Genomic DNA, 25,229 nt, shown 5'->3' with positions numbered 1-25,229 from the left:
TACAAACGGTTAGTGAGAGAAACGAATTTGACGACATTGTTAAATTCGTTTCGTACAACCCAAAGGTCATAACACAAAAAAAACAACATGAGAGTGACGGGCTTTGTGACCAGCGTAACAATCATGGCCCTTAATTCATAAACGCTAACAATTCTGTGCGCAAATTTTGCCCACGAAATGTTACATTTACCTCTTATACTTATATCGTTCTCATTTGATGTGAGTATGTAGATAGCTTTTTTAGTGGTGGAATCGAATATGCAAGAAAATCACAAGATTTTAGTTGTTGATGACGATGCGCGTTTGCGTGCATTGCTGGAGCGTTACTTATCAGAGCAAGGATTCCAAGTACGCAGTGTTGCTAACAGTGAGCAGATGGACCGACTGTTAACCAGAGAAAACTTTCACCTAATGGTATTGGATTTAATGCTACCAGGTGAAGATGGTTTGTCGATTTGTCGTCGTTTACGCAATGCTAATAACACATTGCCTATCTTGATGCTGACGGCAAAAGGCGATGAAGTTGATCGTATCGTTGGACTTGAAGTCGGCGCTGACGACTATCTCCCGAAGCCATTTAACCCGCGTGAATTACTAGCTCGCATTAAAGCGGTACTTCGTCGTCAAACGATCGAGGCACCTGGCGCGCCAAGCCAAGAAGAATCATTGGTCGAATTCGGTGAATTCCGTTTGAACCTAGGCACCAGAGAAATGTTCCGTGGTGAAGAGGCAATGCCGTTAACATCGGGTGAGTTTGCTGTGCTGAAAGCCCTTGTTACCAATGCTCGTGAGCCAATGTCACGTGATAAATTAATGAACATGGCACGCGGACGTGAGTATTCAGCAATGGAGCGTTCCATTGATGTACAGATCTCTCGTTTACGTCGCATGCTCGAGATTGATCCAAGCAAGCCTCGGTATATTCAAACCGTCTGGGGTTTGGGTTATGTCTTTGTGCCTGATGGCAAAGAAGCATAACAAGAAAACCAAAAAGGCTCTGGATGATTTCAGGGCCTTTTGTTTATTATGAGCCACCACTTTTCATTTCATTGTCCTCAAAGGTTGTCCTATGCGATTTCGCAGCTCATTCACGCAATCCATCTTGTTGTTTTTTACCTTGCTGATTGCGAGCCAAGTCTTCTCTTACTATGCCGTCTACAATTATGCCTTGGTCCCAAGCTTACAACAGTTCAATAAGATCCTTGCGCATGAGCTGACGTTTATCTTGGAAGACCATAAAGCGATTGATGAAAAAATTGAGATGGATGCGCCATTGAGGCGACGCGTTCTCAAGCAACTGGGCGTGACCATTCACGCCAAAGACAGTGCGATGGCCAGTGAATTTCATCATGCGATGCCCATTGATTTGATGAGTGAAGAAATGAGCGATGAGCTAGACTCACCGACTGAGGTTCGTCTTATTCTCGGAGCGGAGAGTTATATCCTCTGGATGCAGATTGACGCGCTGCCTAACTCCCTCATCCGTATCCCGTTGTCCGAATTACAAGAAGAAGACTTTGCGCCGCTGTTTAGAAACAGTTTGATTATGGCGTTCCTTGTTGTGATGGGAGGGTGGCTATTTATTCGTTTGCAAAATCGTCCGCTGATGGCGTTAGAACATGCCGCTAAGCTGGTGGGTAAAGGGGAAATCCCACCACCACTTCCCGAAAAAGGGGCCTCGGAGATCCGCTCAGTAACGAGAGCATTTAACCAAATGGCGAAAGGCATTCAAGAGCTTGAGGAAGACAGAACCTTGTTGATGGCTGGGATCAGTCACGATATTCGTACTCCCTTGACTCGAATTCGTCTTGCAACAGAGATGATGTCACCGCAAGACAGTTACCTTGCCGAAGGCATCATCAGTGATACCGAAGAATGTAACGAAATCATCGGCCAGTTTATGGATTACCTGAAGCCTGTCGATACGCAAACCTTTGAGGCATTGAGCCTAAACGATATCTCATCGGATATTGTCTCTTCAGAAGGCGGCTATGAAATACAGATCGATTTTGAGCCGATGGAAGCGATCAAAGATATTAACGGCAGCCCGATCGCGATTAAGCGTGCTATTACCAATTTGGTGGTGAACTCGATTCGTTATGGTAACGGCTGGGTTAAGGTCAGTACTGGCATGACGGCGGATAAAAAATTGGCATGGGTGTGCATTGAGGATAATGGCCCTGGTATTGAAGCTGACCAAATTGGTCGCCTTTTTGAACCGTTTACTCGTGGTGACACGGCGAGAGGAAGTGAAGGCACTGGGCTTGGTTTAGCGATTGTTAAACGTATTATCGGTCAACATTATGGCACGGTCAGTATTTCAAACCGCAGCCAGGGCGGACTCATGGCTCAAGTCAGTTTTCCTGTTGTCGGTAAGAACAGCTTAAGGTAAGACTCACACTTCAATAAGTTCCCTGCTTTTGCAGGGAATGACGGAAATGGTGGATAATGGAAGCGCTAGGATAACGAAGTAGCGAAATGCCGGAGGAACAAGTCGCTGCGAGGAAAAGGGAAAATAGAGACGCTTTCCGTGTCTCTAAATCTTGTTTACGCCTTCGCGTAAAACTCTCGATCGCCTAACCATCGGTCGATTATTTTCTTCGCATTGACAGGGTATTGCTCATGCACATGGCGGGCGAGTCGCTGTACTTCAGGTACTAAGCGTTGGTCTCGAATCAAATCGGCAATCTTAAAATCCGCCAGTCCAGTTTGCTTGGTGCCTAGCAGTTCACCAGGGCCACGGATCTCCAAGTCTCGCTGTGCTATCACAAACCCATCGTTACTTTCTCTAAGCACGCCTAAGCGCTTCTGAGCGGTTTTTGATAGTGGTGAGTGATACAGCAATACGCAGTGGCTTGCGACGGTTCCTCGTCCCACACGGCCGCGAAGCTGGTGCAGCTGCGCTAGCCCAAGGCGTTCTGGGTTTTCGATGATCATTAAGCTGGAATTCGGTACATCCACCCCCACCTCAATAACGGTAGTGGCAACGAGTAAATGCAGCTCATTGTCTTTGAATTGCTTCATCACCGCCTGCTTCTCGGCTGGCTTCATTCGACCGTGCACTAAACCTACCTTAATCTCAGGCAACTGCCGTTGCAGCTCTTCAGCGGTATCCGCTGCGGCTTGTGCCTCCAATACCTCGGATTCATCAATCAATGTACATACCCAATAGGCTTGTTTACCTTCATTTAAACAGGCATTTTTGACACGCTCAATGATGGCATCGCGCTTGGTGTCGGGCAGTGCAACCGTTTGTATTGGTGTTCGGCCAGGAGGCAGTTCATCAATGACCGAGGTTTCTAAATCGGCGTATGCCGTCATCGCCAACGTTCTTGGGATTGGCGTCGCTGTCATAATGAGCTGGTGGGGATAGAAGCCTTGTTTCGCCCCTTTCTCTCTTAGTTCTAAGCGTTGATGCACACCAAAACGATGCTGTTCATCAATAATGACTAGGGCTAGGTTGTTAAATTCAACCGATTCTTGAAAGAGTGCATGTGTCCCCACGACCATCTGAGCCTCACCGTTGGCGATGCGTGCTAATTCGCTTTCTTTGGCTTTGCCTTTTTGTTTGCCAGAAAGCCAACCCACTGAAATGCCCATGCTCTCAAACCAATTGGCGAAATTGATGGCATGCTGCTCTGCGAGCAACTCGGTGGGGGCCATCATGGCAACCTGATAGCCATGTTCGATGGCTCGCAGCGCGGCAAGTGCAGCCACCAGTGTTTTTCCTGAGCCAACATCACCTTGCACCAAGCGCATCATTGGCGCGGTTTTTAGTAAGTCGCGCTCAATTTCATCCACCACTCGATTCTGGGCATGAGTCGGGGTAAACGGCAGTTGATTTAGTAATTGTTGCTTGTAGTTACCTTGCTCAGGCAGGGCGATGGCTTTGTCTTGTTGCCCTTGGCTACGTACCGCCAGCATCGACAAGTTTTGTGCCATCAGTTCTTCAATAATCAGGCGCTGTTGAGCCGGGTGCTTTCCTTCGTCAAAGTCATCAATATTAATGCTAGGAGGCGGCCGGTGGATGGTGTGTAGTGCTTCTGTTAGGGTGATTTGATGGTTATATAAACCACTAGGTAACAGCTCATCAACGGCAGTTTTGTCCATTAGCTCAAGTGCTTGGTCAGTGAGGTTACGCAAGGTCAGTTGTCGTAAGCCATCCGTGGTGGGGTAAACCGGGGTGAGGGTTTGCTCAAGCGCGGGTCTGCGCCCCTCAGTTTGAAACTTGTAATCAGGGTGGATAATCTCAAGGCCGAGGTGGCCTCGTTTTACTTCACCATAAGCCACGATCATCTTGCCGTCGGCAAAGTTATTCTTCATGGCAGCGGTGAAGTTAAAGAAACGCAAGGTCACGGTTCCATTACCATCGCTGATCTTAACCGAGAGCATCTTCTTTCGGCCAAAATTGACATCGCTGCTCATTATTTTTCCCTGCACGGAGCCCCATAACCCAGCATGCAGTTTTACGATGGGATAGATACGTGTTCTGTCTTCATAGCGATGTGGAAGATGAAACAGTAAATCCTGAACCGTATGAAGCCCAACCTTGGCCAGCTTTTCTGCGACTTTAGCGCCAACGCCAGTAAGAGAAGTAAGAGAAATTGCAGATAATAGCTGAGCCATGTCGACGAACCATCACAGAAAGAGATAAAGATATTCAAGCATTTTACTGTCTTTTTGTACAGGAGGGAATAAGAGCGGTCCTATGGTCCTGTGGATAACATGGTTCTTCGGGTAAAATGGGCCTTTGGATGAAAGGGCCTTATGGATAGAAATGTTTTCATCGTGGCTGCACCTCCTTGGATGTTTAAGGTCACTGCATCCGAGAAGGTGGTTTTTGAAGGTTGCTATAGGCCATGGATAGTGTTGGCTAGAACCATAGAACCATAGAACCATAGAACCATAGAACCATAGAACCATAGAACCATAGAACCATAGAACCATGCCTATTTCTGTTGCATTTCCTTCCACCAATCTTCATCGGCGATAATCTGCCCTTGGTCATCCAATGGAGGATAAGGGAGGCGTTTTTTCTTAGCGACTTTCGCCAGAACGGGGTGGCCACGTTCAAACAGCGTACGGTGTATGGTTTCGGGTGATAACGCACTGACATCGCGATTGTACATGCCAGCTAATTGGCGCTGACGCTGTGCTTCAAACAAGATTAGCGCACTGGCAACAGAAACATTAAGAGACTGAACCATGCCGACCATCGGGATGATAATATCTTGGTCCGCACCGTTCAGCGCACTGCTCGAAATCCCGTCTTTTTCTCCGCCTAAAATAATCGCGGTCGGTTTGGTGTAGTCAATCTCGCGAAAGTCGACCGCTTTGTCAGAGAGGTTAGTAGCAAGAACCTGCATACCTTGCTGTTTAAGCTCACTAATAGCGCTAGAGATCGAATCGTGAGTTTCCACTTCAACCCAATTACGCGCGCCAGCTGAGGTGTGGCTGAGCGTGCGCATTTGTTTATTGGGCCAAACGGCGTGCACCTTGTGGACGCCAGCCGCATCGGCGGTGCGAATGACGGCTGAGACGTTGTTGGGCTTATGGACTTCCTCTAGCAGCAACGTGAGATCAGGTTGGCGTGCACGAAGTACATCTTGGATTCGGTTATAGCGTTCGAGATTCATGATTAGGTCCAAATAAAACGGGCTCGATATGACTATCGAACCCGTTGAAGTTAACACATTGAAAACTAGTTTTTACGTCGTCTGACTCGTAAGGCATGCGGCATCACGCGTATACGCTTCATGATACCCGCCAAGTGCACACGGTCTTGTGTCGTCAGTAATACCGTCACGGTATACAAACGGCCATCTCTTTCCTCGGTTGAAATGCCGTGGATATTCGACCCTGTTTTTGCAATGACGTTGGTCAGTTCAGCTAGCGCGCCTTGGTGATTATGCAAATCAACCTGCAGCTCTGCGGTAAACTCTTGCTCGTAGCCATCGCTCCATTCCACCGCCATGTATTTATCCGGCTCTTTTTGATGGCCGCGTACGTTTGGACAGGTTTCTCTGTGTACAACAAGCCCACGACCCGGTGAAACATGGGCAATGATGCTGTCGTCAGGGATCGGATGGCAGCAATTAGCAAAAGTCAGCAATATACCTTCCGCACCACGGATAGGCAGGCGTTTACCCGACGATGGTACAGAACTGGTCTGCGTCAACTCATCGGTATCACCAAGCAAACGTCGAGCGATGATAATGCTCATCAGTTCGCCTAAGCCAATCGCGGCAAGTAAATCATCGGTGCTTTCAAGTTTCAGATCTTTGAGTACTTCATCGATATTTTCTGGGTAGATAGTATCGATAGAATGGCGACCTAATGCATGATTAAGCAGTCGACGACCAAGTACGACGGATTCTTCACGACGCATGGTTTTAAGAACCTGACGGATCTTTGTGCGAGCGCGTGATGTCACCACGTAGTTAAGCCAAGCGGCATTTGGGCGTGCGCCCGGTGCGCTGATGATCTCAACCGTTTGCCCATTTTTCAGCGCCTTGCTGAGAGGGTATGGTTGACGATCAACACGTGCACCGACACAGGTGTTCCCCACATCGGTATGCACCGCATAGGCAAAATCGACCGCGGTTGCCCCAAGAGGCAGTTCGACAATTCGGCCCTTAGGCGTGAAGACGTAGATCTCATCAGGGAACAGATCAGATTTTACGTTTTCAATAAATTCAAAGGAGTTGCCCGCACTTTGCTGAAGCTCAAGCAGGCTTTGCATCCAGCGCTGGGCTTTCACCTGCGCTGTCGTGCCGGAGCGATCGCCATTGCCTTTATAAGCCCAATGCGCAGCCACACCCTTGTCTGCCATCTGGTTCATGTCTTCAGTACGAATCTGTACTTCAACTGGTACCCCGTGAGGGCCAACCATAGAGGTATGCAAGGATTGATAGCCATTGGCTTTTGGTACGGCAATGTAATCTTTCATGCGAGCAGGACGTGGCTTATACAAGCTGTGGACCTGGCCAAGCACGCGATAACAGGTATCCGCGGTATCGACAATCACTCGAAATGCATAGATGTCCATAATGGTGTGGAAGCGCTGCTCTTTGGTTTTCATCTTGTTATAGATGGAGAACAGGTTCTTTTCACGACCCAACACGCGAACCGTTAACCCTACCTCTTCTAAGCGGCCTTCGATCTCGCTGTGGATACGCTGGATCATCTCTTTACGATTGCCACGCGCTGATTTCACCACTTCTTTCAGAACACGGTACCTGTTCGGGTACAGGGCTTCAAAGCCAAGTTCTTCAAGCTCGGTCTTGATGTTATGAATACCAAGGCGGTGGGCGAGTGGGGCATAGATTTCGAGGGTTTCGCGAGCAATACGACGTCGTTTGTCAGGACGCAGGGCGCCTAACGTACGCATATTGTGGGTGCGGTCACTCAGCTTAATTAGAATCACGCGGATGTCTTGAACCATTGCCAGAACCATTTTACGGAAGTTCTCAGCTTGGGCTTCTTTACGATCGCGGAATTTAAGCTTGTCGAGTTTGGATACGCCATCGACGAGTTCGGCAACAGTGGTACCGAATTGTTCTTCTAGCTCTTCTTTGGTGACTTCAGTGTCTTCAATTACATCATGCAATAACGCTGCTTGCAGTGTCTCAATATCCAAACGCATTTCAGCGAGGATCCGAGCAACCGCGACAGGGTGAATGATGTAAGGTTCTCCGCTTGAGCGGGTCTGCCCTTCATGGGCATCTCTTGCTACCACATAAGATTGACGCAGAGCCTCAAGGTGAGGCTCTGTTAGATATTCTTGGGCAACGTCTTTAAGGCTATCGAATAGGTACAAATTGTAGGCCCGAAAGTCGATGGAACACGAGTAAACTCGGTCCGAATTAACGGTTGTGAGCGATGCTGCTAACCGCGGCTAGTTCAGCGGCTTCTTGCTCTTGCTGTTCTTGACGCTCACGTGCATCAAGTACATCTTTAGTGATCAAGCCTTCTTCGATTTCGCGTAGTGCGATAACCGTTGGCTTATCATTTTCTTCTGGCACTAATGCGTCTTTACCACCGATTTGCATTTGACGTGCGCGGCGAGACGAAATAAGAACTAGGTCGAAGCGGTTACCAACTTTTTCAACAGCGTCTTGAACAGTTACGCGTGCCATAAGAACTCCAATAATTAACTAAATTTTAGATGACGAGAAAGTATACAGCCTATTGGGATTGGATGCTAGATCACAAATGATCCCAATAGAGCCTGACGACCGCCTGTTTACTACTAGTCTCGTCGGTTAACCAGTATGCATGTTTACCAGTATTGTCTGTTTAGTGACATTGTCGTACAGCAATAACGTCTGTACAGCTATATCGCCTGTACAACAACATCACCTGCACAACAGTAGCGTCTGTGTAACAGTATATAGGTAAATACGGCCGTTATAGTAAGGTCATTTGCTTTTTACTGCATTTTGTCAGGAAATCACCACAAAATACGTAGAAACAATGACGAAAACACGCTTATCTCTACTGCTCAGAAAGCAGTGCGACGAGCATGCCTTTGTATTTGATGGTTTGCTTATCTTGTTTTAGGCGCTCAGCGCGTAAGATCGCTTTGAAATCAATCAGCGCGACATCAAAGTCATCGTTGATAATGACATAGTCATATTCGTCATAGTGAGATATCTCAGACTTAGCTTCGCTCATGCGCTTAGCGATGATCTCGTCGCTGTCTTGACCACGAACGTTAAGACGACGTTCCAGCTCACCGTTGGACGGTGGCAAAATGAAGACACTTTTTGCTTCCGGCATCTGCGCGCGGATTTGGCGAGCGCCTTGCCAATCGATATCTAAGAAGACATCAATGCCCTTATTTAGGGTTTCTTCAATCCATAGTCGAGACGTTCCATAGTAGTTACCGAATACCTCGGCGTACTCAAAGAAAGCATCTTGAGCGATCAGCGACTCAAACTCTGTTTTTTCAACAAAATGATAATGCACGCCATCCTCTTCACCAGGTCGCACGCTACGAGTGGTATGCGATACCGACACTTTCATAGCATACGTAGGATTGGTTTCTAGCATCGCTGAAATCAAGCTTGATTTACCTGCGCCGCTTGGTGCGGATACGATGTATAAAGTGCCTTTGCCCATAGGTACGAGTCCATAGTTCTGGATTGAAAACGAGAAACGCGCAGTGATAGGCGTTTCATTAACGAAACATAATACTGACTGAGACTGTTGAAAAATCAGTCAGAAAAATGGAGGCGAAGAGTAGCACAATTTGACTATTTTCGACAAGTCACAGGGCTTGACCTGGAAAAATAATAAAAGAGGGCATCGAACATAAAAAATGCTCGGCGGTCCGTGTCGTGATTGCAATGTAGTGGCAAACGTTTGCTTATTTATCAAGGTGTTGTTTTTAAAGCGATAAAAAATATTCACAAATGGCACGAAATTCATTGAAATATTCACACGGTCGATTAAAATCCGCGCCAACTTTTCCAAGTTCAATGACTGAACTTGGCGACTTTTCCTAATCCAAATAAGCAGGTTTTATCGTGAGTGTCGACGTGGCTAGTAAACCATCAGCGAAAACTTCTTTTATCGAATCTACATTTAAAGTTTCTGAGCGCAAGTCTACCGTTGGCACAGAGGTGTATGCGGGCTTCATTACTTTCCTTGCCATGAGTTATATCCTCGCGGTCAACCCTGCCATTCTTGGTGACATCCCTGGCATGGACCGTGGTTCCGTCTTTACCGCTACGGCACTCGCTGCTGGTATTGCGACACTTATTATGGGCTTTTTTGGTAATTACCCAGTGATGCTTGCTCCAGGTATGAGCATGAACGGCTTCTTTAAAGGGATGCTATTAAGTGGCTCGGTGGCATTGGTGTGGCATGAGGCGCTACTCGGCATCTTCTTCTCTGGCATTATTTACTTGATCCTGTCGATGACCCGAATTCGCAAAGCAATGATTGAATCGATACCAGAGGATCTTAAGCTCGCTATTACGGTTTCTCTCGGTCTCTTTATTGCTTTCTTGGGCCTAAAGAATGCAGGCATTATCGTCTCTAATCCTATTATTCTGGTGGGCATGGGGGACATCCTTGACCCTAAAGTCATCATTGCGTACATCAGTATTTTTATTGCGCTAGGCTGCATGGTCAGAGACATCAAGCTGGCGACGTTCATCTCTTTCATTTCTGCCATTGTATTAACGGTATTGGCCGATACGTTCATGGGTACATCAAATGCCCCAATCCCAGAGCAGCTCGTGTCGATGCCACCAAGTATGGCCGGGAGCTTTGGCGCGATCTTCGATATCTCAGGTTTAACGGCCGAGAAGATGTTTGACCTATTGTTTATCGTGATTATCTTTTTGATCGTCGATTTCTTTGATGGACTAAGCACGATTGTTGGTGTCGGTAAAGATGCCGGCATCATTGATAAAGATGGCAAGGTGCCGAACGCACGCTCTGCACTGGTAGCAGATGCTGGTGGCACGGTGATTGGTTCTGTTCTGGGTACGACCTCTATTACTGCGTTCTCTGAATCTGGTATTGCGTCATCGCAAGGGGCAAGAACGGGCTTAGCCGCTGTGGTTGTGGCAGGACTATTCTTCTTATCGTTGTTTTTGTACCCAATATTCTCGGTCTTCTCTGCTGCGATGGTCGCGCCAGCAATGGTGGTGGTCGGTATCTATATGATTGGTCGCCTTGGGCAGATAGATTGGGAAAAGAAAGAGTCTCGCATTGCCGCGTTTTTCACCATCATGTTCACCGTACTGAGTTTTTCTCCAGCTAACGGTATGGCAATGGGCTTTATCAGTTACGCGTTTACGATGGTCGTTGCGGGCAAGGGTAAGGAAGTGCACCCCGTGATTTATGTGCTGTGTGCGCTGTTTGGGACGTATCTGGTTCTGCTGTAATTAGAGAGACGATATCGCGGTGATGTGTTGTGTCGCTTATTGCTTTGGCTTGCAACGATAGCTTACAACGTCAGGTTATAGCGATAAGCATAAGCATAAGCATAAGCGTATTGCACGAACTCCAATCGTTGAGTTACCAACGATTGGAGTGCTTACATTTTCTAGGGTGGTATTTATCTCATAGTGGCTGTAATAAGGTTTTAATAAGATTATATCGCCTTATCTGGACCATACCGCGCCACTAAGATTACATTGACGCTTTTTTAGCTTCGGCAACCCAAGAGTCAAACAGGCCTTGGTTAGCTTTGATCCAGCCATTCACATGCGATTCAATATCAGCAGTGCTGTTTTTACCTTGGCTCATCATCATATTTTGAGCACTCACATCATTGATGTTCAGCTTAATGATTTCAAACAACTTAGCGGCAGAAGGGTTTTGTTCAGCAAATGCCTTGTTGGCAATGATGCTCATAGAATTCATCTCAAAGCCGTAGTTCTTGCCGTTAGATAACGTCGTATCAACGCCTTTACGCTCACCAGGCAATGCCGAAAACGGCACTTCTAACCAAACTACATCTTCATTCGGGACCAATACGCCACTTACCCAGTATGGTGTCCATGTGTAGTAAAGGATCGGCTCACCGTTCTTATAGCGTGAGATAGTATCGGCAATAATCGCGGCGTAGTTACCTTGATTGTGGCTCACGGTGTCTCGTAATTTATAAGCAGACAACTGTTCTTCAATGACAAGCTCACAACCCCAGCCTGGGTTACAGCCTGTTAAATCGGCTTTGCCATCGCCATCAGCATCAAATAACTTGGCGATTTTTGGGTCGCTTAATTGACCAATATTGGTAATGCCGTACTGCTCTGCCGTTTTTTTATCGATTAAGTAACCCTGCGCAGCACCACTGACGTATTGCCCTTTGCGATAGAATTTGTCATCACCACCAGATTGGCTGTATTTGTCTGCATGAAGTGGGAACCAACCAACGGCAAGGAAGGTCGCGTCGCCTTTTGCAATAGAGGTGTAGCCCACATTGTAGTCGACTTCTTTTGTTTCCTTCACATCGTAGCCTAGAGCCTCAAGTGCACGGCTAACAATCAGTGTTTGAAAGGTTTCTTCTGCAACCGTTGATTGAAGTGGTTGAATGCTAACGCCGTCGCCGGGCAGCTTCTCAGCCCAAACATTTGTCGATAACACGAGTGCAGACGCCACGCTGGCAGTTAGGGTTTTCTTCCATGAATTATTCATTTTCATTTCTCCGTAAATTTAATGTTGGCTCACTTTTCCGAGTGAACATTTTGAACAAGATAGAAACAGGACCGGTGTGGTACCAACGTAGTTTGGTATTGCCAGCGTTGACCCCAAGAACCTGAGTGATTCGGTCAAGCAAGATTGCGAGAATGACAATGCCCAACCCGCCAACCGCGGCAAGCCCCATGTCTAAACGGCCAATCCCACGCAGTACCATCTGACCTAGACCGCCAACCGCAATCATAGAGGCAATAACCACCATCGAAAGCGACAGCATTAAGGTTTGGTTCACGCCAGCCATAATGGTTGGCAGTGCGAGTGGCAGCTGGATGCGATACAGCATCTGCTTTTTACTGGCGCCGAACGAATGTCCGGCTTCGATCAATTCTTCAGGCACTTGTTGAATACCCAGAATCGTAAGGCGCACGACCGGCGGCAGAGCAAAAATAATGGTCACCACGACCCCCGGCACATTACCAATACCAAACAACATCACGATGGGTACTAGGTAAACAAAGGCTGGAGTGGTTTGCATTGCATCAAGAATCGGGCGAATAAACTTCGCAGCGGTTTGGCTCCTGGCTAACCATATCCCCAAGGGGAGTCCGATCAACAAGCAAAAGAACACCGATGTCATCACCAATGAAAGGGTCACCATCGCCTCTGACCAGGCGCCAATAAGGCCGATAAACACAAAAGACACCGCCGTTGCGAGACCAAGCCTTAGATTCGAAAACTGCCATGCTAATAAGAATAAGATGATCAACATGAAGGGCGCAGGTGTTGAAACGAGCGCGGTTTCAAATGAACTTAGGATAAAATCGATCGGGATACGAATCGCTTGAAACAGAGGGCGGCCATTTTCTACTAGCCAATTGAGCCCAGACTCAACCCAGTTATCAACGGGCAGCACGGCTTTCTCGAATGGGTTGAGAAGGTCAAAGGGCACGGTATCAACGGTTTCACTGTTTAGCCAATCCGTTGAGCTTGATGCGTCGCTGGCTTGCCCCCAAGGATCAGAAGCCGCTTGTTGAGGCACCGGTTGTGACCATGGATCGGTATTAGTTTGGTCTGATGACATCATTTATCCCTTATCTAACGTCTGAAGAAGTCGTGATTTCGTCACAACGCCAAAATAGTTTCCGCTGTCATCGACCACCGGTACCGAGTAAGGCACGCTGGCCACCAACCCTAATATCTCATTGATTGGTTGGTTAGGTTGAAGCGTGATGCCTTGGTCGATCTGAGCACTGACCAAGGTTCGCTTTTCCTTGTGCGCTTGACGCAACGAATCGATCGATACAATGCCCGAGTAGTGGCTCGTTTTTTCGACGACGATGCCATAATCTCGATCGTTATCCATTAGGATTTGTAAGGCAGAAGCGGGCCCATCATGTTCAGACTTTTTGAAGACTGCAGCAGGTTGTTTGCGGGCAATGTCTTTGGCTGTCAGGACATTGGCCACGTTAACGCCGCGGAAGAAGGCTTCCACATAATCGTTAGCAGGGTTATTGAGAATGTCATCTGGCGTTCCGACCTGCACAACCTCCCCGTTTTGCATGATGGCAATTCGATCGCCAATGCGCATGGCTTCATCGAGATCGTGGGAGATAAAGACAATGGTACGTTTATCGTCATTTTGCAGACGAATGAGTTCGTCTTGCATCTCGGTTCTAATTAACGGGTCTAAGGCGGAAAACGCCTCATCCATTAAGAGAATATCTGGGTCACAGGCAAGCGCTCTTGCCAAACCAACACGCTGCTTCATGCCACCGGAAAGCTCATCGGGGTAAGACTCAGAATACGGCTCCAACCCCACGCGCTCTAATGCACCCAAAGCGCTTGCACGGCGTTTATCTAATTCAATACCGGCGAGTTCTAATCCAAATGCCGCATTTTCAATCACGGTCATGTGAGGCATGAGGGCAAAATTTTGAAAAACCATGGAGATGTTATTGCGGCGCACCTGACGAAGCTCATCCTCTGAGATGTGTGCGATGTCTTTGCCTTTGAGGAAAACGTTGCCTCGAGTGGGTTCGATGAGGCGATTGAGCAGGCGTACGAGTGTCGATTTTCCAGAGCCAGACAGCCCCATAATAACAAAAATCTCGCCTTCTTTAATGCTGAGAGAAACGTCGTTAACCCCGATGGTTAAGCCCGTTTTTTCGAAAACTTTCTCTTTGTCGGCACCCTCATCAATCATTGAAAATGCGCGGTCAGTGTCTTCTCCAAACACTTTGTACAGTCCCTTAACTTCCAGTATGGGATCCATGTTGTCAATCCTTTTTAGATGTAGCTTATAGCCAAACGATTAGTACTCTAAGTAATATTAATTTTATTATCAAGCGCTATCCATTACTTTCATTGAATGTTCTTCAATGTGTAAAAATAAAATAATAGCCATAAATTGGCTTAAACATCTGATTGTTAGGTGTTTAAATTGGTGTTCAACAAGGAGGGTAAAACATGGCGCTGTTGTTTTTATATTGATGATGAATAACCGATACTATTGCCATGACATATTCCTGACATTGATAAGAGGTAAATGATTCGAGTACGAAGTAAATTGCATGGGCTGGAAAATATAGAGAATGACTAAGGTGTGCTTGACGCATTTTGGTTATATTTTGCCGATGGGGCGTTGATGGGTAACCATACCGTGAAGTGAAGTGAAGTGAAGTGAAGTGTTGAGATGGCGTTAACGGTAGGGCGGCTTTAAGTCTAGAAAGCAAAAAGACCAGTAGCGTAACTACTGGTCTTTTGATAAAAGGTTGTTAGAGGTAAACCTAACGAAAGTAGGGCGCCCTACTTCATTAAAGCGTCAACGTTATTCAATGTTTTGGATCTGCTCACGCATTTGTTCAATCAAGACTTTAAGTTCTACGCCAGAGGCGGTGATGTCGGTGCTGATAGACTTAGACGCAAGCGTGTTGGACTCACGGTTGAACTCTTGCATCATAAAATCGAGACGACGACCACAAGCGCCCCCTTTTTTCATGATAGACGTGGTTTCTTTGACGTGAGAATCAAGGCGATCGAGCTCTTCTGCTACATCTGATTTTTGCGCAAGAAGAATCAGCTCTTGCTCGACGCGGCCAGTCTCTAGTTCAATCTTAGCGTCTTCAAATTTGCCTAATAGGCGCTCGCGTTGCCATTCAATGATCTCAGGCATGCGCGCGCGAACCTTGACGACTTCATCGGTGATGGCTTCTAAACGAGCGTCGATGAGCGCTTTCATGTTGTTGCCTTCGCTTGCGCGGGCTTCAATAAAGTCAACGAGTGCTGCTTCAAAACCGACCAGTAGTTCTTTATTGATGGTATCCATGTCTTGCTCTGGCGTTTCCATCACACCAGGCCAGTTCATGACTTGGAAAGGGTTCAAACGGCTATCTTCGCCGGTTAGGCTCATCACTTGTTTTGCTGCGTTGATGACCTGTTGAGCGAGGGCTTCATTGATGTTCAGTTCGCTCTTTGCTGCTGGGTTTGCTTCAAAGCGCAGGTTACATTCAACTTTACCGCGCGCCAAGCGCTTACGGAAGCGTTCACGAAGTACAGGTTCAAGGCCTCTAAACTGCTCTGGAAGGCGAAAATACGTTTCGAGGTAACGTTGGTTTACTGAGCGAATTTCCCAAACGGCGCTTCCCCAGTCACCTTTGACTTCTTTACGAGCGTAAGCGGTCATGCTGTAGATCATGGATTAATTTCCTTGAATTTAATAATTGTTCAAACTGCACTCATGGTAGCACAGTTTAAAAAGATGGCTCTAGGTAAAAGACGGTCCTAGACCCTTGGGGTCAAGCGAACTATCTTCTACCAAGGACCAAGGACCAAGGACCAAGGACCAAGGACCAAGGACCAAGCACCTAGACCCATACTCCCTTCTCCGCTATAATCTTCGCCCAACCAAACCCTTCCCCTATTAAAGGTAATGTCCATGCGTCCAAATGATCGCGCAGCAGAGCAAGTGCGCCCAATTAAAATTACTCGCAACTATACTGCTTATGCTGAAGGCTCGGTTCTTGTCGAGTTTGGCAATACCAAAGTATTGTGTAACGCCACTGTGGAAGAAAATGTTCCACGTTGGTTGAAAGGCAAAGGTAAGGGCTGGGTAACCGCTGAATACGGCATGCTACCTCGCTCAACGCATACAAGAATGCGTCGTGAAGCGGCAAGTGGTAAGCAAGGTGGCCGTACGATGGAAATCCAACGTCTTATCGCACGTAGCCTTCGTGCGGTCGTTGACCTTGAAGCCATGGGTGAAATCATGGTGACGGTGGATTGTGATGTGATCCAAGCTGATGGCGGTACACGTACTGCAGCTATCTCTGGTGCGAGCGTAGCAATGGCTGATGCGTTTGCTCACCTTGTGAAGAAAGGCTCACTGAAAGCGAACCCAATGAAGAGCCACGTTGCCGCGGTTTCTGTTGGCATCCTTGGCGAAAACATTTTCTGTGACCTTGAGTACGTAGAAGATTCAGCCGCCGATACCGACATGAATGTAGTGATGACGGAAGATGGTCGTATGATCGAAATCCAAGGCACAGCAGAAGGCGAACCATTCTGTCATGAAGAGCTCATGGCGTTGCTGGAGTCCGCGAAAAACGGCATTGCCGAGATCGTCACCGCTCAGAAGGCGGCATTAGCAGACTAATTATTGAATGGCTTCCGTAAGGGGGCTATTTTTTTGTGCATAACGCACACTGAATAACGGTTAAAAAGATAACCGTCATCCTCACGAAAGCGAGAACCTCATAAAGCGCATGACTCGCTTTGGACGATCCCATTTTTAAGGGGTGACGAACACAACAAAAGAGAGAGAAAAGATGAAAGCATACCAGCGTGAGTTTATTGAATTTGCCCTAGAAAAAGAAGTACTTAAATTTGGCGAATTTACCCTAAAGTCTGGCCGTAAAAGCCCTTATTTCTTTAACGCTGGTCTTTTCAATACAGGCCGTGATTTGGCACGCTTAGGTCGCTTTTATGCGGCAGCCTTGGCGGACTCTGCAATTCAGTACGACGTGCTATTTGGTCCTGCCTACAAAGGTATTCCAATTGCCACAACTACAGCGGTGGCACTAGCCGATCATTATGATGTGGATACGCCATACTGCTTTAACCGTAAAGAAGCCAAAACACACGGCGAAGGCGGCAGCTTGGTGGGTAGCCCACTAGAAGGTCGCATTATGCTGGTGGATGATGTGATTACAGCGGGTACTGCCATTCGTGAGTCGATGGAAATCATTAAGGCCAACGGCGCTGATTTAGCAGGTGTGTTGGTGGCAATTGATCGCCAAGAAAAGGGCAAGGGTGAATTGTCTGCGATTCAGGAAGTGGAACGTGATTTTGGTTGTGCGGTGATTTCTATTGTTAGCCTAACGGACTTGATTACCTATCTAGAAGGTCAAGGTGGTAGCACAGATCACCTTGAAGCCGTGAAGGCGTACCGTGCAGAGTATGGTATTTAACCCTAGTCGCTAGCGCTCAATTCTAATGGCGAGAGTTAACCGCTTTGGTATAACGCTCGCTATGGATTGTTGAGATAAAAAAAGGGACCGAGTGATTTCACTCGGTCCCTTTTTTTCGTGCGCCATAAACGTAATGATTTATGGCGTTAATCGTCCATAGCCACTCGGCCTTATACTACTTCGTTTCAGGTTTGACCTTACACAACAGTGCCATGCGATCGGCACTTTCGGCGACCGCCTCTTCACTACAACTGTATTTTTCCTTAAAGGGAATAAAGTCACGTTGTCTGTCGTTGTAAGAGATGATGTAAAACTCGTCTAAGCCTTCAACTTGCTTATCAGACTCAAATACCTTCGCTTTCCCGTTACTGTAGTACTGACCAGAGTAGGAGCGCGGGTAAACATAGAACGCGCTAATATCAGGATCAACCGTTTCAAAAATGGTCTTATCACTGTTATCCGCAACTTTTCCTGTTGCCAGTAGATATGTGGCGGCAATGAGAGCAATGGGTACAATCAGGGCTGAAATCGATACCCAGATGGTATCTTTCTGTTTCCAGAATATAGCAATAAGCAATGCCACCGCTGGTGTGCCTGGTAGCACGTACGTTGGCAGAATATTACTGGATAAAGAAAAGAGGATCAGCGGCGCCAGTGCCCACCAGATAGCAAAGCTAGTAAAGCCTTGGTTTTTCTTCGCTTGTTCGAGACCAAACTTAGCGCGAACCATCATCATGATTGGTAGAATCAATGACCAAGGCAGTACTGCCAGCAGCCAGAAGAACCAGATTTTTCCTTTTTGTTCTTGGTGACCTGAACCGTAAAGATCGCCCGTCCAGCCTGGCTCAACAAAGCGCTTGTAGTGCTCGCCGACAATGAAATAATCGATGAAACCTGGTGTTGCACGCTCGGCAAGGATGTACCAAGGCAAAGCAATGACAAGCATTAACAGCGTGCCTTTGACTAGCGGGAAACGGCGCCATAGTTCAACAAAAGCGCCAACAATGCCGTGCTGAATCACCATCCAAGGGAATACGGCTAATCCAAATAAAACAATGGTGACCGGGCCTTTAGCTAAAAGGCCGATCGCAAGGCCAGCAAAGCCCACATAGCCCCATAGCGTTTCACCGCGCCAGCATTGATAAAATCCAACCATGGCCAGCGTCAGTCCGACAGTCAACGCCATATCGGTCATCACTGCACCGGCAGAGATAGAAAAAACCAACGTAGTCGACAGCACAAGCGCCGCCACGAGCGGGTTGTAGCCATTCTTTTTCGCCACCCACGCTGATGCCCAAACCACGAGTACACCTGCAATCCAATGAGGCAGGCGCAGCGCAAATTCGGAGAGTCCTAGCATTTCGACACTAGCTGCACTCATCCATGTGAATAGAGGTGGTTTACCCCAGAAAGGGACGCCATAGTCGAACAATGGCGTTAGCCAATTGCCCGTTTCTACCATCATTCTTGCCATCTCACCGTAGCGAGACTCAGTGGTGTCCATTAACGGATATAAGCCTAATGACAATAGGCGAATCAGTAAGGCACCAATCAACAGTATCCACAGCGTGCGCTGTTTATTTATCATTGTTTACAACTCCAGCCTCATTACCTAACGTAATGATCGCTTTGCAAAATAAGTACCGCGCAGCAATTGCCGCCGGTACGATTAAAAAACCCACGAAGTCTCACATAATGTTCAAGTGTAGGTCAATAAACAGATATTCAATCTATTGTTAGGGATTGTGATTTTATCGACGAAAATATTTTTCTAGACGATATTTTTTGATTTTAAGGCATTTTCAATAATAGGTGGCACAAATTGACTCACGTCCCCACCATGGATCGCTACTTCGCGAACCAGTGTCGATGAAATAAACGCATGTTCTTCGGCCGGGGTTAGAAAGACACTTTCCATGCCTGGCAGTAAGCGGCGATACATATTAGTAAGCCCAAATTCGTATTCAAAATCACCAGTGGTGCGTAAACCACGGATGAGGACGTTGGCTTTTTCGTGTTTCGCAAAATCAACCAACAAGCCAGAAAACCCTTTTGCCGTCACGTTCTCCAGATGCTGAGTGACTTGAAGAGTAAAATCCACTCGTTCTTCGAGCGTAAACATCGTGTTTTTGCTGGGACTGGCAGCGATGGCGATGATGACCTCATCAAACATACAAGACGCTCGTTCTATCAAATCAAGATGACCGTTGGTAATAGGATCAAAGGTACCTGGATAGATTACTCGAGAAATTCGCTTCTGTGTCACGGCGTTGGCTCTATTTTGAAATTTCAGTCAGTGTAGCAAATTATGCGCGATTTTAAATTCTTTAAGCGAGCGCGAGAGTTACCATTCTGTCTTCGAGTTGTTATTATGAAGAAACGTTGAGACGCGCCCTATCTGCGATGAGAGAGAAGTAAGATGATGAAAAAAATCCTGGTCATTCGAAACGATAAAATCGGTGATTTTATGTTGGCATGGCCGAGCTTCGCGATGCTGAAATCGTCTTTACCGGATTGTCATATTACCGCCTTGGTGCCTAAATACACCGTAGCATTGGCGACAGCCTGTCCATGGATAGATGACGTGATTGTGGATGTAGGCGAACAGGCAGATAAAGCGCAGCAGCAGTTATTGCAAGCGGAGCTGAAAGCGGCGCAGTTTGATGCCTCTATCAATCTGTTTTCAACCATGTACAACGCGTTACTGGTGTGGAAAGCACGCATTCCTTATCGCTTAGCCCCGGCAACGAAACTCGCGCAGATATTTTATAATCATCGCATTAAACAAAAACGCTCGCAGAGCGCCAAGCCAGAATATGAATACAACCTCGATCTTGTGCGAGCTTTCTTAAATGACAATAAGATAGATGTTGTTGAGCCCAAAGCGCCGTATTTCAGTTTTGATACGCAGCAACTCACCCTGCAACGCACGATGCTAGCGCAAAGCCTTGGCTTGGAGAGTCAAAAACCTTGGGTGTATGTGCATGCAGGCAGCGGTGGCTCGGCAAATAATCTGTCGATTGAACAATACGCTGAACTGGTGGCAGGCCTTGCTCTTCGTGAGCAAACATCGCCTGACAGTCAAGGGGTTGAGGTGGTATTAACTGCTGGACCAGGAGAGGAAAAGAAAGCCGAAGAATTGAGGGTTGCACTGGAGTCTCGTCACGTAGCAAGCGTGGTGTACGACAAGAATAATGGCTTAGTCGATTTCTCTTGTTCGATAGCTTGTGCAAGCCTGTTTATTGCTGGCTCGACGGGACCGTTGCATATCGCCGCGGCGTTAGATGTTCCGACGGTGGGTTTCTTCCCGTCTAAGCGCTCAGCAACACCACTACGCTGGCGACCACTTAACTCTGAAGGGCGACATATCGCTTTTTGTCCACCGGCGTCAGAAGATAAAGCGAGTCAAGAAAACATGACTCGCATTGATACTCGTGTGGTACTGGAGACGCTTACTCCTTGGGCTGAGACGTACTTGTCCTAACCCACAAATCGGCGTATTTCACGAACGTAGAATGCGCCGATAACAGACAAAGCAAAAAGCCTTGTTTGCCATCTAAGAACCCAGCTTTCACAATGTACATCTTCACAAAGCAAGCAATGGCATGCACGATACCTTGCGAGATGCTTGCGCGTTTGCCACGTGCTTCGCGCTGTTCTGCCCAAGCTTTAGCGTAGCCCGCTGATTTGACGAGATAATGATGAATATCATCGTAGGTGTAATGGATTAAATCGCCATCCAATGCTTCTACTGTCATTGAGGCATTCGTTTCTACTTTTTCATGCACCAACGAGTCGTTATATTGCGTTAGCTTGGTGGGATAAAGTCGAAGCACCTTGTCAGGATACCAACCGCAGTGCTTGATAAAGCGCCCAAATACCCAGCTTAAGCGAGCAAATTGGTAGATCGTGTTGGGTTCATTGCGTTCAACCGCCGTCAAAATACTTTGTTTTAGCTCTGGCGTGACGCGCTCATCGGCATCCAGCCAAAAAACAAAATCAGACTCAACATGGCTTTGTGCCAATTGACGTTGAGCACCAAACCCAGGCCATTCTGAATTCACCTGAAATTTAGCGTTAAATTCCGCCGCGATGGCTGGTGTATCGTCGGTGCTTCCCGAGTCAAGAATCACGATCTCATCCACCCAGCCCTGAACCGTTTCCAGGCAGGCTCGTAAGTGTTTGGTTTCGTTTTTTACAATCAAAGCGACAGCAAGGGTTGGTTTAGTCACGTTATTTACCTTAATCAAAAATTCGGTCATCCCTATGAAGGGGGCAGTGAGTCTCACGTAGACGGTTTAGCCATGGCGATTTATTTTAGCAAATCAGGGCCTAACTGCTCTTGCTCAACAACGCGATCGAACATGGCGATGACCTCTTCAGGTTGAATACGCTGCATCGCTTGTTTGTCTTTTACTCTTGCTCGCCAACTTAATTCACTACTGGGTTTGTCAGTTTCTGCTTGGATGGCTTCTTCATAGGCTGAGACCACATAGTCTTGGTAATTATATGGCCCTGTTCGTTTTGGGTTGTGGTGAGCATATAAGCCGATCACGGGGGTTGCCATCGCATTGGCCATATGTGTTGGGCCCGTATCAGGCGCGATGAGCATATCGGCCTTATCGATCAGTGCCAACATCTCTAACAAACTGCTTTGGCCAATTAAGTTGGTCACGTGGTGTGATATAGACGGCGAGTCAGCGCGAGAGCTCGTATCGGAAGGCAAGAGTTGACGCTCAATCACTTGGCCAAGTTCAACCTCAATGGCTGCCGGACTTCCCGCTAGAATAACATTCCAACCTTGAGTGATGGCATGCTTGATCACCGCAACATAGCCGTTTGCTGTCCAGTTTTTGTATCCCTTGCTCGCCGCAGGGACGATAACAAGGTTACGCGGCTTACTATGATAGCTAGGCTGATCGCGGTTAAGAGACTTGTCTGCCCAATGCGCGTGCTTTTCCGAGTAGTGCAGTGACCAAAGAGGCGCAGCATGAGGCACGCCGAGCACTTCAGTAAAGGCCATTAGCCCATCAAGAACATGCATTTTATTGGGAGACGGCACCTTCGTATTGGTAAATAACCCTTGAAAGTCTTGCGCTCGCTCACCATCAAAACCTAACGTGTAGCGAGCGTTAATGCCTAGTGTGGCAATACTTGCCCGGAAAGCGTATTGCATATGCAGCAACGCATCAAACCGCTGACCTTTTAATTCCCGCCAAAGCGCTGTATAGCCCTTCCAGCCTGCTTGTTTATCAAATACCACAACATGAATACCCTCAATACTTTCCAGCAGTTTAGCTTCTAGCTTACCGGTCACCCATGTTATCTGAGTGTCTGGCCAGAACGTCTGGATAGCCTGCACCGCTGCAACGGTATTGCAAACATCACCAATTGCGGATAAGCGAAGCACACAAATAGAGCGTGGAGGGGAATTAAAAAGTGCCATAGTGTCTAAATGAAAAGGGAGATATAAGGATTATGCAGTTGAGTGCTTTGAATGTAAAATTAGATGCAAGAAAATAATAACGATAGCCGTGGAGTCAGTGCCAAGGCCCTTAGCTTAGGAAGCGTTTGTGGAAACAGTGAACAAGAACAACATAACGTATTGGTATGATGAAGCCTTACTGCAAGAGCCGATCGAACAGGTTTTTGAACCGGACTTTTGGCAATCGCAAGATAAAGTCATTGGCAGTGCTCAGGGCCGAGGAACCACGTGGTTTGTGCAAACCCAAACCGTTGAGGCCGCATTGAGGCATTATCGCCGTGGTGGCTTGTTTGGAAAAATGGTCAAAGATCAGTATTGGTTTGCGGGTTGGGAGCAAACACGCAGCTATCAAGAATATCAATTGCTTCACACGTTAATTGCCGCGGGTGTAAATGTACCTCGTCCCATCGCCGCTCGCGCGGTAAAAGTAGGTCCCTATTACCGTGCCGATTTATTGAGTGAAAAGATTGCGAACGCACGCGACTTGGTCGCTATTTTGCAAGAAAAATCGTTGCCAGAAAGTATGTATCAAAACATTGGTCAAGAGATCCGTAAGATGCATGATGCGCAAGTTAATCATACTGACCTCAATATCCACAATATCTTGATTGATGAGCAAGATAAGGTGTGGATTATTGATTTTGATAAGTGTCGTCAGCAATCGGGCTGCGATTGGAAAAAGTCTAATTTGAAAAGACTTGAGCGCTCATTCTTTAAAGAAAAAAACAAGCGCGGTGTACTATTTCAAGAAACCGATATTGGTCTGATTCAACAATATGCCAGTTCATGATTCCAGCTTTGCTTCGGAACTGATGTCATCTTGAACCTTCTTTGTATCAGTCACGAGAGGCAAGGCCAGTGCTAGCGCTATAAAATATATCTGCGAGTAAATAGCGTAGTCTGAGAAATTGCTGTAAAACATGTTGTATACTAAATAGGCGATTATAGTTCCAGCATACATGACAGGAAGATGTCGTATTAATTTTTGTTGACGCATGGATTTGTAGCCATGATAAAGCATCATAGTTAGTAAGACATAGAATAGGACAGAGAAAATAACACCGTTCTTCAAGAGCTGATCAAAGTAGCTGTTGTGTAAGTCGGTATACCCCCAGTATTCATTTTTTAGCAATAAAGTAGCTCGTGTCGGGCTATCTAAAGAATCTAGAGCCTGTTGATAAGGCACTTCTGGCTTATCTAGTCCCGCGCCCCAAAGTAGATAATTGAGGTCATTATCTGAATTGAATTTTGTTATCGCAACACCTGTTTTCAACATAGTTACACGTTCTGTTGTTGAGTTTGCGGTCTTTAATTCTTTTAGTGAGAAACGCTCACCGATGCTCTTTTGAATTACCGGTAGGTTAAATGCTAAAACAGCGCCTATGATAGCAAGAGGTAATATGAAGCGATGTTTTCGGGATTTAATGCCAATGTATGACATTCCTACTATAGCAACAGCAACAATCCCTCCCTTCGTTCCAGTCAAAGCGAGTCCAAATAATGATATAACAATGAAAACATAAGCAAGGTACCTATATTTCAATGATTTTAGATTGAGCTCAATTAAGCAGGCAAGTGTGATGGCTGTAACCAGCGCTACAGGCCATCGACTATAGCCTATTTGGCCCCATATGCGTGTAGGGCCTTCTCGGAAAAAGTCGAAAACAAAAGCAAATTTATAGAGATCAATCATCAAACAAAATGCACAGCTACTAAGAAAAGCGACAGCAGACCACTTTAAAGCTCTTGGGAATTGATGGATGCTGATAATTATGGCCGAAGGCATCAATAAATAAGCATACTTTTGAATATAGATAAGTAGGTTATTAGCATCGCCTTTGGACAATAACGATAGTGCACCGCCAAGTCCAAATATGATAATTGAATACTGAATTAAGGAAAGGTACTTCTTTGGCAACCTAACATCTTTAAGTTTCAGTACGAAAAATGAACTGATGATATAGAGGTAAAGGAATGCATTCATACCCGCTTTAGATGCAGGTATAGAAATGGATAATCCGATAAGAAGAAAAATATTGGTTCGCAAAAGCCAAGAAGTTGATGTCGTCACAGTGATGCCTAACTAATGAAGTGCAAATATAATACAGGTTTGTTTGGTT

21 protein-coding genes are annotated in these 25,229 nt (G+C 46.6%); 7 read left to right on the top strand and 14 right to left on the bottom strand.

The features are described 5' to 3' along the window. The first annotated feature begins 258 nt into the window (after positions 1–258). Positions 259–978, top strand: a complete 720-nt coding sequence (gene ompR / locus ACE1OE_RS21820) for an osmolarity response regulator transcription factor OmpR (protein WP_102471222.1) — start codon at positions 259–261, stop codon at positions 976–978. A gap of 91 nt (positions 979–1,069) precedes the next feature. Further along, positions 1,070–2,392, top strand: coding sequence for a two-component system sensor histidine kinase EnvZ (gene envZ / locus ACE1OE_RS21815; RefSeq protein WP_102471221.1), 1,323 nt, complete (start codon positions 1,070–1,072; stop codon positions 2,390–2,392). Positions 2,393–2,547: 155 nt separating this feature from the next. Here the strand turns inward: envZ and recG are convergent, their stop codons facing one another. The 5 genes from recG to gmk all read right to left on the bottom strand — a co-directional run bounded on the left by recG (position 2,548) and on the right by gmk (position 9,123). Next, on the bottom strand, positions 2,548–4,626 hold the full coding sequence (gene recG / locus ACE1OE_RS21810; RefSeq protein WP_449212277.1) for an ATP-dependent DNA helicase RecG: 2,079 nt from the start codon (positions 4,624–4,626) through the stop codon (positions 2,548–2,550). A 323-nt stretch (positions 4,627–4,949) separates the two neighbouring features. Further along, positions 4,950–5,636 carry a tRNA (guanosine(18)-2'-O)-methyltransferase TrmH gene (gene trmH, locus ACE1OE_RS21805; RefSeq protein WP_449212276.1) on the bottom strand — a complete coding sequence of 229 codons (687 nt, stop codon included), beginning with the start codon at positions 5,634–5,636 and terminating at the stop codon, positions 4,950–4,952. Between the two features lie 65 nt (positions 5,637–5,701). Beyond that, positions 5,702–7,819, bottom strand: coding sequence for a bifunctional GTP diphosphokinase/guanosine-3',5'-bis pyrophosphate 3'-pyrophosphohydrolase (gene spoT, locus ACE1OE_RS21800; RefSeq protein WP_102471218.1), 2,118 nt, complete (start codon positions 7,817–7,819; stop codon positions 5,702–5,704). A gap of 46 nt (positions 7,820–7,865) precedes the next feature. Further along, complete coding sequence (gene rpoZ / locus ACE1OE_RS21795) at positions 7,866–8,138, bottom strand: DNA-directed RNA polymerase subunit omega (RefSeq protein WP_102471217.1); 273 nt, start codon at positions 8,136–8,138, stop codon at positions 7,866–7,868. 358 nt (positions 8,139–8,496) lie between these two features. Next, positions 8,497–9,123, bottom strand: coding sequence for a guanylate kinase (gene gmk, locus ACE1OE_RS21790; protein ID WP_102471216.1), 627 nt, complete (start codon positions 9,121–9,123; stop codon positions 8,497–8,499). A 407-nt stretch (positions 9,124–9,530) separates the two neighbouring features. Between gmk and ACE1OE_RS21785 the strand changes: the two genes are divergently transcribed. Continuing rightward, positions 9,531–10,901, top strand: coding sequence for an NCS2 family permease (locus ACE1OE_RS21785; protein ID WP_449212275.1), 1,371 nt, complete (start codon positions 9,531–9,533; stop codon positions 10,899–10,901). 247 nt (positions 10,902–11,148) lie between these two features. Here ACE1OE_RS21785 and proX read toward each other — a convergent pair whose 3' ends face one another. The 4 genes from proX to ACE1OE_RS21765 form a co-directional block, all read right to left on the bottom strand. Continuing rightward, entirely contained in the window at positions 11,149–12,156 is a 1,008-nt protein-coding gene (gene proX / locus ACE1OE_RS21780; protein WP_449212274.1) for a glycine betaine/L-proline ABC transporter substrate-binding protein ProX, read from the bottom strand. Beyond that, the gene (proW, locus tag ACE1OE_RS21775) at positions 12,149–13,240 is read right to left on the bottom strand and encodes a glycine betaine/L-proline ABC transporter permease ProW (protein ID WP_449212287.1); all 1,092 of its coding nucleotides are present in this window, start codon (positions 13,238–13,240) and stop codon (positions 12,149–12,151) included. Before proW ends, proX begins: the two co-directional genes overlap by 8 nt. Before the next feature lie 3 nt (positions 13,241–13,243). Then, on the bottom strand, positions 13,244–14,431 hold the full coding sequence (proV, locus tag ACE1OE_RS21770) for a glycine betaine/L-proline ABC transporter ATP-binding protein ProV (RefSeq protein ID WP_372062984.1): 1,188 nt from the start codon (positions 14,429–14,431) through the stop codon (positions 13,244–13,246). Between the two features lie 555 nt (positions 14,432–14,986). Further along, positions 14,987–15,853: a YicC/YloC family endoribonuclease gene (locus ACE1OE_RS21765; RefSeq protein ID WP_372062983.1), complete on the bottom strand. Its 867-nt coding sequence runs from the start codon at positions 15,851–15,853 to the stop codon at positions 14,987–14,989. A 240-nt stretch (positions 15,854–16,093) separates the two neighbouring features. Here ACE1OE_RS21765 and rph point away from each other — a divergent pair, with 240 nt between their 5' ends. After that, positions 16,094–16,810 (top strand): ribonuclease PH, encoded by a 717-nt coding sequence (gene rph, locus ACE1OE_RS21760; protein WP_102471207.1) that lies wholly within the window; start codon positions 16,094–16,096, stop codon positions 16,808–16,810. A 172-nt stretch (positions 16,811–16,982) separates the two neighbouring features. Continuing rightward, on the top strand, positions 16,983–17,624 hold the full coding sequence (gene pyrE / locus ACE1OE_RS21755) for an orotate phosphoribosyltransferase (RefSeq protein WP_449212273.1): 642 nt from the start codon (positions 16,983–16,985) through the stop codon (positions 17,622–17,624). A gap of 175 nt (positions 17,625–17,799) precedes the next feature. Here the strand turns inward: pyrE and ACE1OE_RS21750 are convergent, their stop codons facing one another. Together ACE1OE_RS21750 and coaD are read right to left on the bottom strand one after the other, a co-directional pair. Continuing rightward, complete coding sequence (locus ACE1OE_RS21750) at positions 17,800–19,212, bottom strand: ArnT family glycosyltransferase (RefSeq protein WP_449212272.1); 1,413 nt, start codon at positions 19,210–19,212, stop codon at positions 17,800–17,802. Between the two features lie 183 nt (positions 19,213–19,395). Further along, the gene (coaD, locus tag ACE1OE_RS21745; RefSeq protein ID WP_102471204.1) at positions 19,396–19,890 is read right to left on the bottom strand and encodes a pantetheine-phosphate adenylyltransferase; all 495 of its coding nucleotides are present in this window, start codon (positions 19,888–19,890) and stop codon (positions 19,396–19,398) included. 156 nt (positions 19,891–20,046) lie between these two features. Between coaD and ACE1OE_RS21740 the strand changes: the two genes are divergently transcribed. Beyond that, entirely contained in the window at positions 20,047–21,108 is a 1,062-nt protein-coding gene (locus ACE1OE_RS21740; RefSeq protein ID WP_449212286.1) for a glycosyltransferase family 9 protein, read from the top strand. On the opposite strand, the gene ACE1OE_RS21735 is transcribed toward ACE1OE_RS21740, so the two are convergent. Beyond that, complete coding sequence (locus ACE1OE_RS21735; protein ID WP_449212271.1) at positions 21,077–21,886, bottom strand: glycosyltransferase family 2 protein; 810 nt, start codon at positions 21,884–21,886, stop codon at positions 21,077–21,079. The genes ACE1OE_RS21740 and ACE1OE_RS21735 overlap by 32 nt on opposite strands. A gap of 50 nt (positions 21,887–21,936) precedes the next feature. Beyond that, positions 21,937–23,070 carry a glycosyltransferase family 9 protein gene (locus tag ACE1OE_RS21730; protein WP_449212270.1) on the bottom strand — a complete coding sequence of 378 codons (1,134 nt, stop codon included), beginning with the start codon at positions 23,068–23,070 and terminating at the stop codon, positions 21,937–21,939. A 127-nt stretch (positions 23,071–23,197) separates the two neighbouring features. On the opposite strand from ACE1OE_RS21730, the gene ACE1OE_RS21725 reads away from it, so the two are divergent. Beyond that, positions 23,198–23,899 (top strand): 3-deoxy-D-manno-octulosonic acid kinase, encoded by a 702-nt coding sequence (locus ACE1OE_RS21725; RefSeq protein WP_449212269.1) that lies wholly within the window; start codon positions 23,198–23,200, stop codon positions 23,897–23,899. Here ACE1OE_RS21725 and ACE1OE_RS21720 read toward each other — a convergent pair. Then, on the bottom strand, positions 23,894–25,180 hold the full coding sequence (locus tag ACE1OE_RS21720; RefSeq protein WP_449212268.1) for an O-antigen ligase family protein: 1,287 nt from the start codon (positions 25,178–25,180) through the stop codon (positions 23,894–23,896). The two genes, ACE1OE_RS21725 and ACE1OE_RS21720, sit on opposite strands and share 6 nt — an antisense overlap. Positions 25,181–25,229 lie beyond the last annotated feature (49 nt).

The organism is Vibrio sp. E150_011, assembly GCF_053544015.1.
This window is presented reverse-complemented; position numbering and strand designations above follow the sequence as displayed.